The sequence below is a fragment of the Rhodococcus sp. NPDC080181 genome (assembly GCF_040702225.1).
Taxonomy (GTDB): domain Bacteria; phylum Actinomycetota; class Actinomycetes; order Mycobacteriales; family Mycobacteriaceae; genus Rhodococcoides; species Rhodococcoides fascians.
Genome location: NZ_JBFBKN010000001.1, coordinates 148,952 through 163,485 on the forward strand (window position 1 = coordinate 148,952; position 14,534 = coordinate 163,485).

Sequence of the window (14,534 nt, forward strand, 5' to 3'; positions counted from 1 at the left end):
AGTCGCATTGATCCGACCGGGGGCGGGTCGCTTTCGAAAGGGGCCGAAACCTCAGGCCAGGTGCGCGAGTTCTTCGCGTGCCTTCAGGCCGTCCTCACCCAGATCGGTGCGGTCGAAGATCTTCCAGCCTGCGAGCAACGGCTTGAACACCTTGTCGCGTTCCTGGTCGGCGTCGTAGATGCCGGCTTCGGCGAGGGCGGCGATGCTGCTGCCGCGGTCCGGAAGCTCGATCTCGGGGATCTTGAAGCCGTTGATTCGGTCGGCCACTGCGCGCGCAGCCTGATCGGGTACGACAGCGAATGCTTCGTCGAGGATGCTGGCGAAGAATGCCGACTGCAGCTCGTCGTCGTCGGCGATTCTGCCGAGGATGGTGGCCAGCACCGGATCCTTGCCCAAAGCGATGGTGTTGCGGTTACGCAGGGCGGCGGCAGCTTCTTCGATGGCGAAGTGCGCCAGGATGTCGAGCAGCCGCTGGCTGGGCGCGTCGAATCCGAGGGTCATGTGTTCCATCCGCACTCGCTCGAGGGCGACCGGATCGACAGCGCGGGTGAGCACCAGGAAGTTGCGCAGCACGATCGACTGTCGGTTCTCTTCCGACGTCCAGCGGCCCGTCCACTTCCACCAGGCACCGAGGCCGGTGAGGGCGTGGGCCAGTTCCCGGTGGTAGGCGGGGAGGTTGTCGGCCACCAACACGCCCACCGTGGCGGACAGAATTTCGACGTCGCTCAGGTGCGACTGCTCGGGCGACCAATCCTCGCCGCCGAGGAACGCGAAGTTCTTACCGTCGTCGAACGGCGCGAGCTCATGGGGGTGCCAATCACTCGCTGCCTCGATATGGCGTCGTAGATTCTCTTCGACCGCGGGCTCCAAACGGACCAGCAGATCACCGTCGAACAGGTTCGTAGACATGCGGTAACCGTAGCGCCTGCCGCCGAGCGTCCGACGTCGCGCCCCTGACCTCTGTGAATTCTCCTAACGCCAGGTCGTTGCGGGTCTATCCTCAGGTGCATCCAATCATCGACGTGAGGACTCCTCATGATGCGGTCGGGTCGAAATTTTCTGTGTCTTTCTGTCGTGTGCTCTCTGGTTCTGTTGGCAGGGTGCTCCGAAGACGCACCCACCGCACACAGTCCACCGGCGTCCGAGCCGGTGCCGACCGAGGATCTGTCGCCCGGCCAGGTTGCCGGCGTCGACGTTCCGGCCGGTCGCGTCGACGATGCGGTCGGCAAGCTCGACGGTATCGCCGACGAGCTGATGGCGTCGTCGAACATTCCGGGTATGGCCATTGCCGTCGTGCACGGTTCGGACGTCGTCTACTCGAAAGGCTTCGGCGTTCGCGAAATGGGGAAGGACGACCCGATCGACGGCGACACCGTGTTCCAGCTGGCCTCGCTGTCCAAGTCGGTGGGTGCGACGGTGGTCGCGTCACAGGTGGGAGCGGGTGTCATCGACTGGTCGACGCCGGTGGTCTCCGAGCTGCCGTGGTTTGCGCTGGACGATCCATGGGTGACCCAGAACATCACGGTCGGCGACTTCTACGCGCATCGAAGCGGACTCCCAGAGCACGAAGGCGATCTGCTCGAAGACCTCGGCTACGACCGCAGACAGATCCTTGAGCGCCTTCGGGAGGTGCCCCTCGATCCGTTCCGTTCCACGTATCACTACACCAACTTCGGGATCACAGCCGCGGCCGAGGCCGTCGCTGCCGCCTCGGGCAAGGACTGGGACACCCTCAGCCAGGACACGATCTACGGTCCACTCGGCATGACCTCGACCAGCTCGTCGTTCTCCGACTACATCGACCGCGCCGACCGAGCGGTACCTCACGTCCTCGTGGACGGCGAGTATCGGGCCCGATACCAACGCGAACCCGATCCGCAGACGCCGGCCGGTGGCGTCAGCTCCTCGGTGAACGATCTCGGCAGGTGGCTGACGATGCTCATCGCCGACGGCACCCACGACGGGAACCAGATCGTCGATCCCGAGGCCCTCCTTCCTGCCATCAGCGCGCAGATCGTCTCGAGCCCGTCGACGACGGCGGATTCGCGCGCGGGCTACTACGGGTACGGATTCAACGTCTCCACCAGTGCAGCCGGCCGCACGACCGTCAGCCATTCCGGAGCGTTCGCGCTCGGGGCGGGCACGAACTTTCTCTGGATCCCGTCGCTCGACGTCGCCATCGTCGTACTGACCAACGCCGCGCCACTCGGCATCGCAGAAACGTTCACGGCCGAGTTCGCCGACCTCGTGCAGTTCGGCGAGGTACGCGAGGACTGGCGAACGCTGTACAAGAATGCTTTCGCCGGTATGAGCGAGCCGGAGGGCGAGCTCGCGGGGAAGACCGCTCCGCCGAATGCCGCTGCACCACAACCGCTCACGTCGTACACCGGGGTGTACCAGAACGCCTACTGGGGGCCGGCGACCGTCGCGGAGGTCGACGGGAGGCTGGTGTTGACCCTCGGACCGAACTCGACTTCCTACGAGTTGTCGCACTGGGACGGTGATACCTTCGCGTTCGAGCCGACCGGTGAGAACGCACCGGACGGAACGATTTCTCAGGCGACATTCGAGGGGAACACGGTCACACTCGAGTTCTTCGACGGCGATGGATTAGGACGGTTCACCAAGTGACTGATACCCGACAAGCAACCGATATCGTGCAAAACCTGTTCGACGCGTTGAGGCTTCGCGAGACCGATCGCGCGCTGGCCCTTCTCGACGAGAAAATCGTGTGGCACAACGTCGGGCTTCCGAAGGTACGCGGAATCTCGAACGTCGGCAGATTTCTGACGCTGCTGGCCAAGCCGGGTTACGGCTTCGACGTCGTCGTGCACAACATCGCGGCCGACGGAGATGTCGTGCTCACCGAGCGCACCGACGTTCTGATCTGGCGTCGGCTTCGTGTCGAGTTCTGGGTGTGCGGAACATTCGAGCTGCGCGACGGCAAAATAGCTGTGTGGCGCGACTATTTCGACAACGTCGATTTCCTGAAAGGTGTTGCGCGAGGAGTGCTCAGGGCTGCACTCGGCCGGTGACCCATGTGAGTGGAACTTCGTAGCAGGCTACGGGCGGATTCGAGCGGTGGTTGCAACGTGCCTGATCATTAGGGATGTTTGCGATGGTTCACCCGGGTTTCTCACATCAGGTTCGAATGACGTTCTGGTCACTGCGTAGCAGTGGCGTGACGATCAAGGACGCTGCCCTCGCAGTCGGTATCAGCGAGGGCAGCGGCTGGAACTGGGTGTACGAACGTGGTGGTGTGCGTCCACGCTCGACACCGGAGCCGACGGGCCGTTTCCTCTCACTGGAGGAACGCGAGTTCATCGCCGACGGTGTCCGGGACGGCTGGACGATGACCGCGATCGCGACATGCCTGGGGCGAGCGGTGTCGACGATCAGTCGAGAACTCAAGCGGCACAAGTACTTCCGTGGACAGTACAAGCCGCATCAGGCTGAGTGTGATGCCCGAAAGGCAGCCAAACGCCCGAAGAAGGGCAAGCTCGAGCTCACACCGTTGCTGCGCGATCGGGTGCAAGCGCTGCTCGAGTCGGACTACTCGCCCGAGCGGATCTCGGCGACACTGAGGAAGGAATTTCCTCACTCGCCGGAGATGCATGTGTCGCACGAAACGATCTATCAGACCCTCTACGTTCAGAGCAAAGGTGGCCTGACCAAGGAGCTGACCAGGCATCTTCGGACGGGCCGGCCGGTGCGGCTGGCGCACCGGCGCACCACCGAACGGCGATCGAAAATCCGCGGGATGATCAACATCTCCGAACGCCCCGCCGAGGTCGCCGACCGCAACGTTCCCGGCCATTGGGAGGGTGATCTGATCATCGGCACCAAGGGCGGGTCGGCGATCGGGACACTGGTCGAGCGGACCTCGCGGTTGGTGATGCTGCTGCATCTGCCCATCGATCATTCGGCGGCGTCGGTGGCCGAGGCGATGACGGCGAAGATCGCGGAACTGCCTGCGGCACTGATGCGTTCGATCACCTGGGATCAAGGCGGGGAGATGGCCAAGCATGCCGAGATCACCGTCGCCACAGGGGTGCAGATCTACTTCTGTGATCCGCACTCCCCGTGGCAGCGGGGCACCAACGAGAACACCAACGGTCTGCTCCGTCAGTACTTCAAGAAGGGCACCGACTTGTCGGTGCACGGTCCCGAACGGCTCGACGAGGTCGCCGCTCTACTGAACAACCGCCCCAGAAAAACCCTGGGATGGGATACTCCACTCGAGGAGTACAACAAACGACTGCTCGTTGCGACGACCACGTGAACCCGTCACGAACTTCCACTCACGAGGGGCGTCAGGCCCCTGACGGACCGAATTCCTCGAGCATTTCGGTCACCAGTGCAGCGATCGGTGAACGTTCACTACGAGTGAGGGTGATGTGCGCGAAAAGCGGGTGCCCCTTGAGCTTTTCGATGACGGCAGCGACGCCATCGTGTCGTCCGACCCGGAGGTTGTCTCGTTGCGCGACGTCGTGAGTGAGCACGACGCGTGAGCCCGACCCCAGTCGGGACAGGACCGTGAGCAGCACATTGCGCTCGAGTGACTGCGCCTCGTCGACGATCACGAACGAATCGTGGAGCGAGCGACCACGAATGTGCGTGAGCGGCAACACTTCCAGCATTCCGCGGGCGATGACTTCTTCCATGACCTCCGGGCTCGCGAGTCCTTCGAGGGTGTCGAAGACAGCCTGGCCCCACGGGCCCATCTTCTCACTCTCACTGCCAGGGAGGTAGCCGAGTTCCTGCCCACCGACGGCGTAGAGAGGCCGGAAGACAACAACTTTCCGGTGTGAGCGACGTTCGAGGACGGCCTCGAGTCCGGCAGTGAGAGCCAGTGCGGACTTACCGGTGCCGGCCTTGCCGCCGAGCGAGACGATGCCGATGCTCTCGTCGAGCAGAAGATCGAGCGCCACACGTTGTTCCGCCGAACGACCGTGCAGGCCGAACGCCTCACGCTCGCCGCGCACGAGCTGAAGCTGCTTGTCGGGCGTGACGCGCCCCAGCGCACTCTGCCGTCCGGCAAGCAGTCGAACTCCGGTGTGACACGGCAAGTCTCGGGCCTCGACGAGATCGATGACACCGTCGTTGAACAGGGTGTCCACGGCGTCGGAGGGCACCTCGAGCTCCGTCATACCGGTCCATCCGGACGGCACGACGTCGTGAGCGTGGTACTCGTCGGCGGGGAGCCCGACAGCACCGGCCTTGACGCGCAGCGGGATATCCTTGCTGACCAGCACCACATCTTTGCCCTCAGCCGCCAGATTCAGGGCGCAGGCGAGGATTCGAGAATCGTTGGAGTCGGTACGGAATCCGACGGGAAGCACCGACGGATCGGTGTGATTGAGCTCGACTTGCAGTGTGCCGCCGGACGTTCCGATGGGGACCGGCTGATCGAGTCGGCCGAATTCTACGCGAAGGTCGTCGAGCATGCGCAAGGATTCCCGCGCGAACCATCCCAGTTCGTGATGGTGGCGTTTGCCCTCCAACTCGCTGATCACGATCAACGGAAGTACCACATTGTGCTCGGCGAACCGGATGACTGCCCACGGATCCGACAGCAGGACCGAGGTATCGAGCACGAATGTCCGAAGAGGGGCGGAAACGGAGCGTGAAGTGGTCACGTGGGGCTCCTACGTTTGCGCGGCACCGCGCAAACTCTGTCGCTCGGCCGGTCGGGTCCGATGTGTCAGGTGACACGAGGACCGGGTACCGGCCCTCTCGCGCTCACTAGCTCAGTCACGTATCAGAACCTCCCGCACAGGCAGCTTCCCCGCTGCCTGTTACTGCCGACGGTACCGCCGAAATCACTTGGGGGCGCGCTGGAAGTCTGGCGTGTCGGTGAACAACGCGTTACGGCCGATTCGCCCCAGGTCGGCGGGACGTTCGGTGCCGAGACCGCCCTCCCCCGTCGGATCAATGTGGCTTTGTTGCACTCAGATCGACTGATAGCCACATTGATCCGACCGGGGGCCAGCGTGAATGAACCACTGCAGACGTCTAAACGCTGCAATGGTCCATTGACGCGACCGGGGTGGGCAGGAAAGCCAGGGTCAGCCCAGCAATCCCCAGTCTTCGAGGCCCTCGTACAGCGGCTTGCTCTGTGCCAGTTTCACGACGCGTTCTTTGAGGGCGTCGGTGGCCTGACCCGTGGCCAGGGCGGTTGCGATAATGTCGGCGACCTCGGTGAACTCGGCTTCGCCGAATCCGCGGGTGGCGAGTGCGCCGGTGCCGATGCGCAGGCCGGAGGTGACCATGGGCGGGCGTGGGTCGAAGGGCACGGCATTGCGGTTGACGGTGATGCCGACCTCGTGCAGGAGGTCTTCTGCCTGCTGGCCGTCGAGCTCGGAGTTGCGGAGGTCGACGAGGACGAGGTGCACGTCGGTACCGCCGGTGAGGACGGAGACGCCCTTGTCGGCGACGTCGGCACCGGTGAGCCGCTCGGCGAGCAGCGACGCGCCGAGGAGGGTGCGTTCCTGACGTTCCTTGAACTCCGGCGTCGCAGCGATCTTGAAGGCGACGGCCTTCGCGGCGATGGCGTGCATCAGCGGCCCGCCCTGCTGGCCGGGGAACACGGCGGAGTTGAGCTTCTTGGCCCATTCCTTCTTGGCGAGGATGATGCCGGAGCGCGGTCCGCCGAGGGTCTTGTGCACCGTCGAGGACACGACGTCTGCGTAGGGCACGGGTGAGGGGTGTACGCCTGCGGCGACGAGTCCGGCGAAGTGCGCCATGTCGACCCAGAGCAGTGCGCCCACTTCGTCGGCGATGGAACGGAACGCAGCGAAGTCCTGGTGGCGCGGGTAGGCCGACCAGCCGGCGATCAGCACCTGGGGCTTGGCGGCGATGGCCTGCTTGCGCACCTCGTCCATGTCGATGCGGTGATCTTCTTTCGACACCCCGTAGGACTCGACCTCGTAGAGCTTGCCCGAGAAGTTGAGCTTCATGCCGTGGGTGAGGTGGCCGCCGTGGGCCAGGTCGAGGCCCATGATCTTGTCGCCCGGGTTGATCAGTGCCATCAGTACCGCGGCGTTGGCCTGCGCACCGGCGTGCGGCTGCACGTTGGCGAACTCGGCACCGAACAGTTCCTTGGCGCGATTACGCGCGAGGTCCTCGACGATGTCGACGTGCTCGCAGCCGCCGTAGTAGCGGCGTCCGGGGTAGCCCTCGGCGTACTTATTGGTCAGGACGCTGCCCTGGGCCTGCAGAACCGCGCGGGGCACGAAGTTCTCCGAGGCAATCATCTCGAGGGTGTCGCGCTGACGTCCCAGTTCACCTGCCATCGCCGCGGCGACCTCGGGATCGAGCTCGGCCAGTGACAGGTTGTTGACGTCAGTCATAACAGGAGTCTCCAAGGGACAGCAGAGTAAGGGGCCAGGCCAGTTTACGAGACGCGTACCGCGCCCGGTGTCAGTGGCTCGTCGAGCAGTCTGCCGAACAGCTGCGCCCGCTCGCTAGCGGTCTCTCCCTGGTCCAGCCAGCCGGCGAGAAGCCTGTAGCCCTCGACGTACGTGCTGATGTATGCCCGCCACAGCGGCGAGGACAGAAAGCGCAGACTGTGCCTTGCGCGCTGCGGCGAGGCCAGCGACCATCGCTCCAGGTAAGCGGCCACATCGTCCTCGCTTTTGTGCTGATCGTGCAGCAACAGCGCGGCGTCCTGGCGAACACCCAGCAGCTGGCTCGACGCCGCCGAGAGTCGCTCGGCCTTGTCGCCGTCGAATCGCAGTCCGAGGTCGGCGTAGATTTCCTGCGCCCACGCGCCCCAGCCTTCGCCGACGATCGCCCCGAGAGCGTGGTCGGCGAGCCCCTCGGCCATCAGGCACTGCGGAGTGTTGACCACGAACAACGTCTGCTCGAGTTGTCCTGCGCCGACGAGCCCCGTCTCCTTGCGGCAGTGCTCGGTGTGGTGGCCGGGGTAGGACTCGTGCGCGATCAGGTGGGGCAGGTTGGCCATCTGCTGTTCGATGTCGGAGTTGATCGCGACGGTGGACTGGAAGTTGCCGAGGTAGTAGTTGAAGCCGGACCACGGCTTGTCGCCGACTACCTCGTACGTCACCTTCTCGTTCTCGGGCAACGAGTATTCGGCGCGGACGCGGTCGCGCAATGCGGACGAGAACGCTTCGACGCAGTCCTGCAGTCGATCCGCTGGGATGACGTCGGCGCGGCGGTGGGCGATCAACCGTTCGCTCAGCGAGCCGGGTCCGGGGAGCACCTCGTCCATCTTGCGATGCGCCTGCAGGTACTGGTCCTGATCCCCCGGTGCGATTCGAACGTCGAAGTAGGCGTGGACCTCGTCGACGAAGCCGATGTTCTCGCCTGCGAACTTGCGCGCGGAGCATTCCAACGCCCGCAGGTGGACGTCGAGAAATGTCCGGCGTTCCGCTGTCAGTTCGACGTTGCCGAGCTCGGCGCGCAGTGTCTGCGCTCGACGGACGAGCTCACGCGGCTCCGGCGCCGGGGCGTTCTCGGTGATTCGACGCAGTTCGGGATCACCGGTGTACGCGTCGACGAAACCGTCTTCGAGGCGGTCGAAACTCAGGCCCAGCAACAGGTATTCGCGAACCAGGGAAGCAGCATCCATATCCGAACCCTAGTACGGCGAACGACCCCGCCCGTGCGCGGTGGACAGGCACCGAGCACAATCTGGAACCATGCGACTCGCGCCCGACAGGAGCACCGCCGAATCCTCAGCAGCTCCGATGCTCAGGTGGCGTGCGTGAGCGAGTCCAGTCCGTACGTCGAGTTCGACCGTGTGCAGTGGCGCACGCTGCGTCAATCCACACCGCTGGTACTCACCGAGGAAGAACTGGTCGGCCTGCGCGGTCTCGGTGAGCAGATCGATCTGGACGAGGTGGCCGAGGTCTATCTGCCGCTGGCCCGACTGATTCATCTCCAGGTGGCCGCGCGCCAGCGGTTGTTCGCGGCGACGGCCACGTTCCTCGGTGAGAAACATCCCGATCGACAGGTTCCGTTCGTCATCGGCGTAGCGGGCAGCGTCGCGGTCGGTAAATCCACCACTGCCCGTGTGCTGCAAGCACTCCTGGCCCGGTGGGATCACCATCCCCGCGTGGACCTCGTCACCACGGACGGTTTCCTGTATCCGACGGCCGAGCTCATGCGCCGAGGGATCTTGCACCGCAAAGGTTTTCCCGAAAGTTACGACCGACGCAAGCTGCTCAGGTTCGTCACCGAGGTCAAGTCCGGAACCGAAGAGGTGGGCGCGCCGGTCTATTCGCACGTGTCGTACGACATCGTCAAAGGCCAGTACCACATGGTTCGCCAGCCCGACATCCTGATCGTGGAGGGGCTCAACGTACTCCAGACCGGACCTCGGCTGATGGTCTCGGATCTGTTCGACTTCTCGATCTACGTCGACGCTCGGATCGAGGACATCGAGAGCTGGTACGTCAAACGATTCCTGGCGCTACGCAAGACCTCGTTCACCGACCCGTCCTCGCATTTCCATCACTATGCAGGACTGTCCGACGATCACGCGCAGATCGCGGCCGAGGATCTCTGGCATTCGATCAACCTGCCGAACCTGGTGGAGAACATTCTGCCGACGCGTCCGCGAGCAACCATGGTGCTGCGCAAGGACAACGACCATGCGATCAACCGGCTGCGCCTGCGAAAGTTGTAGGTCCAGGTCGTGAGTGGAAGTTCGTAGCAGGCTACGAAGTACCGCGCACGTCAGATGCCGAACCGTCGGTGCCGTGCGGCGAAGTCTCGCAGGGCGCGCAGGAAGTCGACGCGGCGAAATTCCGGCCAATAGGCCTCGGTGAACCAGATCTCCGAATATGCGCTCTGCCACAGCAGGAAACCGGACAGGCGTTGCTCTCCCGAGGTGCGGATGACGAGATCGGGATCGGGCTGGCCCGAGGTGTACAGGTGACTGTCGATACCGTCGACGTTGATGGAGGCCACCAACTCGTCCCCGGTGATGCCCTCGGCGATTTTCTCGGTGACCAGCGACTGCACAGCGTCGGCGATTTCCTGACGCCCGCCGTATCCGACGGCGACATTGACGTGCGTTCCGGTTCGGCCCTCGGTGCGCGCAGCCGCCTCTTTGAGCCGGCGTGAGGTCGATGCAGGCAGCAGATCGAGGGTGCCGACGAGTTTGACGCCCCAGTTCATCTCGGGTCCGCAGATCTCCTCGACGACGTCGGTGATGATGTCGAGCAGCGAATCGAGTTCGTCGGCGTCCCGTCGGAGGTTCTCGGTCGAGAGCAGATAGATGGTGGCCATCTCGATTCCGGCAGCGTCGCACCAGCCGAGCATCTCGGCGATCTTGAGCGCCCCCATGCGGTGGCCGTGCGCGACATCGGTGAACCCGTTCTCCCGTGCCCACCGCCGGTTGCCGTCGCACATCACTGCCACGTGCCGCGGGTGCTGCACACCCTCGAGCTGACTCAACAGACGCCGCTCGTACACGTTGTAGAGAACGCCGCGCACCTTCTGCGGAATGATCACCACTACTTCGTCACCGCTGCTCTCATCACCACGGAGGATCACCTTACGCCGACGTCTTCGAGCGGGCGGCCGGTACAGTAGCGTCCGAACCTACGGTTGCGTAGGTTCACCAGGGCGGAACGGGAGGTCATCTTTCATGACGATGTTCGGACTGGACGAGATACCCGTCAAACCACGCATGCGTGGCTGGATTCACCTGTACGCCTTCGGCGTCGCAGTGGTGTGCGCGATCACCCTCGTCACCATGGCGTTCAGCCTGGTGTCGGTCAGCGCGGGCCTCGCGACGGGAATCTATTCGATCACCGTGTGCGGGGTGTTCGGCGTCAGTGCCACCTACCACCGCGTGCACTGGAAGACCCCCGCGTCGCAGATCTGGATGAAGCGGGCCGACCACTCCATGATCTTTCTGTTCATCGCCGGTAGCTACACCCCGTTCGCCGTACTGGGCCTACCTGCCGCGACGGGACGAACTCTGTTGATCGTCGTGTGGATCGGGGCGATCTGTGGGGTGGCTTTGAAAATGCTGTGGCCCACCGCTCCCCGCTGGGTCGGGGTACCGCTGTACCTCGTTCTCGGCTGGGCCATCGTGCCGGTCGCTCCCACGCTGATCGAGCACGTCGGCTTTGCACCGTTCCTGTTGTTACTGGTCGGCGGCATCTTCTACAGTGTCGGGGCAATCCTCTACGCCACCAAGTGGCCGAATCCGTGGCCCGCGACATTCGGCCATCACGAATTCTTCCACGCAGCAACGGTGTTGGCGGCTATCTGCCACCTCGTGGCAGTGTGGCTCGTCCTGTTCTGACGGCGCGTCGGAAGGACTCGGAACACCACGTCGGCGACGTCACTTCCGCAGAGCGACCGCCAGATCCTCGACCGACGTCACAGGGCGGTCGCAGACGAATCCGCGACACACGTACGCCGTTTCCTGCCCATCGACGGGCGGTCGGCCCGTCAGCAGTGCAGACGAATCGGCTGAGCCTGCGACCACCACGGAACCCCCGGGTGCCAGCGACCGCGCGGCGGCGAGCAACTCACCACCCGGCGCGAGCGACACGGCGACCTGAATAGGGCCGCGCACTGCCGCCTCGGCCACGGCCAGCCAGTGCCCACCCGATCTCGGGGCGCGTTCGAGGATGGCCGCCGCCCGAGCGAGCGACGCGGCGGCCAGTTCGGCGTACCGTCCGGACGACTCGTGATCGACGAGGGCGGCGGCGGTGAGCAGCGCCTCGGCCATCGTCGACGCTCCCGACGGAGTCGCGCCGTCGATCGGATCCCGCGGCCGGGTGACCAGGGTCTCGGCATCGTCGGCGGTGTCGAACCAGCTGCCGGCGTCGTCGGGATCGGCGAAGTGCTCGATCGCAGCGTCGAGGATCGTCGTCATCCGTTGGGTCCAGACCGCGTCGCCGGTGGCCTGGAACAGGGTGGCAGCGGCCACAGCGAGGCAGGCGTAGTCCTCGAGCACTCCGGTGGCCTCACCCACCGCGCTACCGAGGGACGCACGCCGGACGCGTCCCGATTCGACATGCGTGGCGAACAGTTGCTCGCCGCATTCGACGGCCGCGTCGACCCAGGTCGGTTCGTTCGCTCCGCTTCCGGCCTCGGCCAACGCGGTGATGGCCAGTGCGTTCCATGCGGTGACCACCTTGTCGTCTCGACCGGGTTGCGGCCGCGACGCACGAGCCGCCGACAACGCGTCCCGTATGCGGGCGAACCGGTCGTAGTCCTCCGGCTCGGCGGGGAGCTGCAGCACCGACATACCGGCCTCGAACGTGCCGGCGGAGTTCACTGCGAACAGGCCTGCAGCCCACACTCCGTCCTCGAAGCCGAGGGTGTCGACGAGCTGCTCGGGCGTCCACACGTAGGTCAGACCCTCGACTCCTTCGGTGTCGGCATCGAGCGCCGACGCGAAACAGCCGTTGTCCGTGCGCAATTCACCGAGCAGGAATTCTGCGGTATCCGACGCCACCCGACGAATCAGAGGATCGTCGTCGACCCGGGCGGCGTGCGCGTAGAACCGCAGCAGCAGCGCATTGTCGTAGAGCATCTTCTCGAAGTGCGGGACGATCCACTCGGCATCGACGGAGTAACGCGCGAAACCGCCGCCGAGTTGGTCGTATATTCCCCCGCGCGCCATCGCCGACGCGGTCCTCAGAACGACGTCGCGAACCTCACCGTTGCCGGTGCGCTCGTAGTGCCGGAGCAGACCCTCCAGCAGTGCACCCGGTGGAAACTTCGGTGCCCGGCCGAAGCCGCCGTAGGTGGTGTCCTCGTCGGCGCAGACCGCCGCGACGGACGCGGCGAGAAAATCCGCGTCCATCGGTCGTCCGCCGGCCGGAATTCCGGCACTCTGTTTGCGCAGTTCGGTCACGATGGCCGCGGACGCGTCGAACACGTCCTGTCGCCGGGTGGACCAGGTGTCGGCGATTGCGGTCAGAAGTTGCTCGAAGGAGGGCATCCCCTGGCGCGGGGCCGGTGGGTAGTACGTCCCGCAGTAGAACGGTTCGGTCTCGGGTGTGAGAAAGCAGGTCATTGGCCAACCGCCCTGACCGGTCATCGCGACAGTGGCGTTCATGTACACCGCATCGAGGTCGGGGCGCTCTTCCCGATCGACCTTGATACACACGAAGTGCTCGTTCATCAGGGCCGCGGTGGCCTCGTCCTCGAACGATTCGTGTGCCATGACATGACACCAGTGGCACGCCGAGTACCCGATGGACAACAGGATCGGGACGTCGCGATCACGCGCGGACTGCAGTGCCTGCGGTCCCCACTGCTGCCAGTGCACCGGATTGTCGGCGTGCTGACGCAGATACGGACTGGTGGATTCGCCCAGCGTGTTCGCGTCGAGCATCAGGGTTCGTCGGGAACAGCGGGTTTCGGACGGCTGGTGTCCGGTTGTGGGCTCGGCGTGATGCCCCCACGATCGGTGCCCTCGTCGAGCGCCTGATCCAGCGTGGGATCTTCTTTCGCGAATGTCGCGGGCAGACGCTTGATCTTCTTGTTCATGGACCAGATCAGCAGCGCCGTTCCGACCAGCAACGCCACGAGGATCACCAGACCGATCGGGGACGACTTGCCGAACTCGGGCCCCGTGGGCTGCTGGGCGAGGATCGACACGATCATCGTTCGGTCTCTTCTATTCCCGCGAACAGGTCGGTCTCGGGCAGTGACGTGGTGACGCGGGTGCGAGCGAGCTCGAACTCCTCGGTGGGCCACAGCTTGCGTTGAACGTCCACCGGCACCGCGAAGAACGCTCCGTTGGGATCGATCTGTGTCGCGTGGGCTCGCAGTGCGTCGTCGCGCTGCTCGAACCAGTTGCCCACGTCGACCTGCGTGGTGATGCGACCCATGATCTCGTCGCGCTGACCGTCCCACCGCTTCAGCCAGTCGACGAACGGGCTCTCCTCGCCGCGGTCGATGAACCAGTCGTGGAAGAGCTGCATGCGCTTACGCAGGAAACCGTGCGAGTAGTAGAGCTTGAGTGGCGTCCACGGCTCACCGGCATCGGGGAACTGCTCGGGATCGCCCGCGGCGTCCCACGCGGCCATCGAGACCTCGTGGCAGCGGATGTGATCGGGATGGGGGTAGCCACCGCGTTCGTCGTAGGTGGTGATGACGTGGGGCTTGAAGTCCCGGACCACCTTCACGAGCGCCTCGGTGGACACCTCCAACGGCACCAGCGCGAAGCAGCCCTCGGGCAGCGGCGGCAGCGGATCGCCCTCGGGAAGTCCCGAGTCCTCGAATCCGAGCCACGTCTGCTGTACCCCGAGGATGCGCGCCGCCTCGGCCATCTCCTCGCGTCGAACCTCCCGGATGCGTTGGTGGACGCCCGGAATGTCCATCGCCGGATTGAGGATGTCCCCTCGCTCGCCGCCGGTGAGCGTGACGACCAGAACGTCGTGCCCTTCGGCCGCATAGCGGGCCGTGGTCGCAGCACCTTTGCTGGACTCGTCGTCGGGATGGGCATGCACTGCCATGAGCCGCAGTCCGGACACGTTCTTCCTCACCTCGGATTCGCCTTGTTCTTGCCTGCCCTATAGTTCCACCTGACG

The 14,534-nt window shown here is 64.6% G+C and carries 13 protein-coding genes; 5 read left to right on the forward strand and 8 right to left on the reverse strand.

Translation table 11 applies throughout. The features are described from left to right. Positions 1-51 precede the first annotated feature (51 nt). Positions 52-909, reverse strand: coding sequence for an acyl-ACP desaturase (locus tag AB0O58_RS00730; protein WP_032400240.1), 858 nt, complete (start codon positions 907-909; stop codon positions 52-54). A gap of 126 nt (positions 910-1,035) precedes the next feature. Between AB0O58_RS00730 and AB0O58_RS00735 the strand changes: the two genes are divergently transcribed. The 3 genes from AB0O58_RS00735 (at position 1,036) to AB0O58_RS00745 (ending at position 4,282) form a co-directional block, all read left to right on the forward strand. After that, the gene (locus tag AB0O58_RS00735) at positions 1,036-2,631 is read left to right on the forward strand and encodes a serine hydrolase (protein ID WP_283541889.1); all 1,596 of its coding nucleotides are present in this window, start codon (positions 1,036-1,038) and stop codon (positions 2,629-2,631) included. Positions 2,632-2,657: 26 nt separating this feature from the next. Beyond that, positions 2,658-3,035 (forward strand): limonene-1,2-epoxide hydrolase family protein, encoded by a 378-nt coding sequence (locus AB0O58_RS00740; protein WP_051365414.1) that lies wholly within the window; start codon positions 2,658-2,660, stop codon positions 3,033-3,035. A gap of 116 nt (positions 3,036-3,151) precedes the next feature. Next, entirely contained in the window at positions 3,152-4,282 is a 1,131-nt protein-coding gene (locus AB0O58_RS00745) for an IS30 family transposase (RefSeq protein WP_155288672.1), read from the forward strand. A gap of 31 nt (positions 4,283-4,313) precedes the next feature. Here AB0O58_RS00745 and AB0O58_RS00750 read toward each other — a convergent pair whose 3' ends face one another. From AB0O58_RS00750 to AB0O58_RS00760, 3 genes are all read right to left on the reverse strand, one after another. Next, positions 4,314-5,639 (reverse strand): PhoH family protein, encoded by a 1,326-nt coding sequence (locus AB0O58_RS00750; RefSeq protein WP_027498140.1) that lies wholly within the window; start codon positions 5,637-5,639, stop codon positions 4,314-4,316. Positions 5,640-6,068: 429 nt separating this feature from the next. Then, entirely contained in the window at positions 6,069-7,352 is a 1,284-nt protein-coding gene (gene glyA / locus AB0O58_RS00755; RefSeq protein WP_027498141.1) for a serine hydroxymethyltransferase, read from the reverse strand. Positions 7,353-7,396: 44 nt separating this feature from the next. After that, positions 7,397-8,593 carry a hypothetical protein gene (locus AB0O58_RS00760; RefSeq protein WP_032400239.1) on the reverse strand — a complete coding sequence of 399 codons (1,197 nt, stop codon included), beginning with the start codon at positions 8,591-8,593 and terminating at the stop codon, positions 7,397-7,399. Positions 8,594-8,719: 126 nt separating this feature from the next. Between AB0O58_RS00760 and coaA the strand changes: the two genes are divergently transcribed. Further along, positions 8,720-9,652, forward strand: a complete 933-nt coding sequence (gene coaA / locus AB0O58_RS00765) for a type I pantothenate kinase (RefSeq protein ID WP_027498143.1) — start codon at positions 8,720-8,722, stop codon at positions 9,650-9,652. Positions 9,653-9,702: 50 nt separating this feature from the next. Here coaA and AB0O58_RS00770 read toward each other — a convergent pair whose 3' ends face one another. Next, positions 9,703-10,485 carry an isoprenyl transferase gene (locus AB0O58_RS00770; protein ID WP_027498144.1) on the reverse strand — a complete coding sequence of 261 codons (783 nt, stop codon included), beginning with the start codon at positions 10,483-10,485 and terminating at the stop codon, positions 9,703-9,705. 133 nt (positions 10,486-10,618) lie between these two features. Here AB0O58_RS00770 and AB0O58_RS00775 point away from each other — a divergent pair, with 133 nt between their 5' ends. Continuing rightward, positions 10,619-11,284 (forward strand): hemolysin III family protein, encoded by a 666-nt coding sequence (locus AB0O58_RS00775; protein ID WP_366237717.1) that lies wholly within the window; start codon positions 10,619-10,621, stop codon positions 11,282-11,284. 39 nt (positions 11,285-11,323) lie between these two features. Here the strand turns inward: AB0O58_RS00775 and AB0O58_RS00780 are convergent, their stop codons facing one another. From AB0O58_RS00780 to mca, 3 genes are read right to left on the reverse strand one after another with little or no spacing between them, the layout of a single operon-like run. After that, entirely contained in the window at positions 11,324-13,333 is a 2,010-nt protein-coding gene (locus AB0O58_RS00780) for a thioredoxin domain-containing protein (protein ID WP_366237718.1), read from the reverse strand. Next, positions 13,333-13,605 carry a hypothetical protein gene (locus tag AB0O58_RS00785; protein ID WP_283314511.1) on the reverse strand — a complete coding sequence of 91 codons (273 nt, stop codon included), beginning with the start codon at positions 13,603-13,605 and terminating at the stop codon, positions 13,333-13,335. Before AB0O58_RS00785 ends, AB0O58_RS00780 begins: the two co-directional genes overlap by 1 nt. Next, positions 13,602-14,477: a mycothiol conjugate amidase Mca gene (mca, locus tag AB0O58_RS00790; protein ID WP_283314829.1), complete on the reverse strand. Its 876-nt coding sequence runs from the start codon at positions 14,475-14,477 to the stop codon at positions 13,602-13,604. Before mca ends, AB0O58_RS00785 begins: the two co-directional genes overlap by 4 nt. Positions 14,478-14,534: the final 57 nt, after the last annotated feature.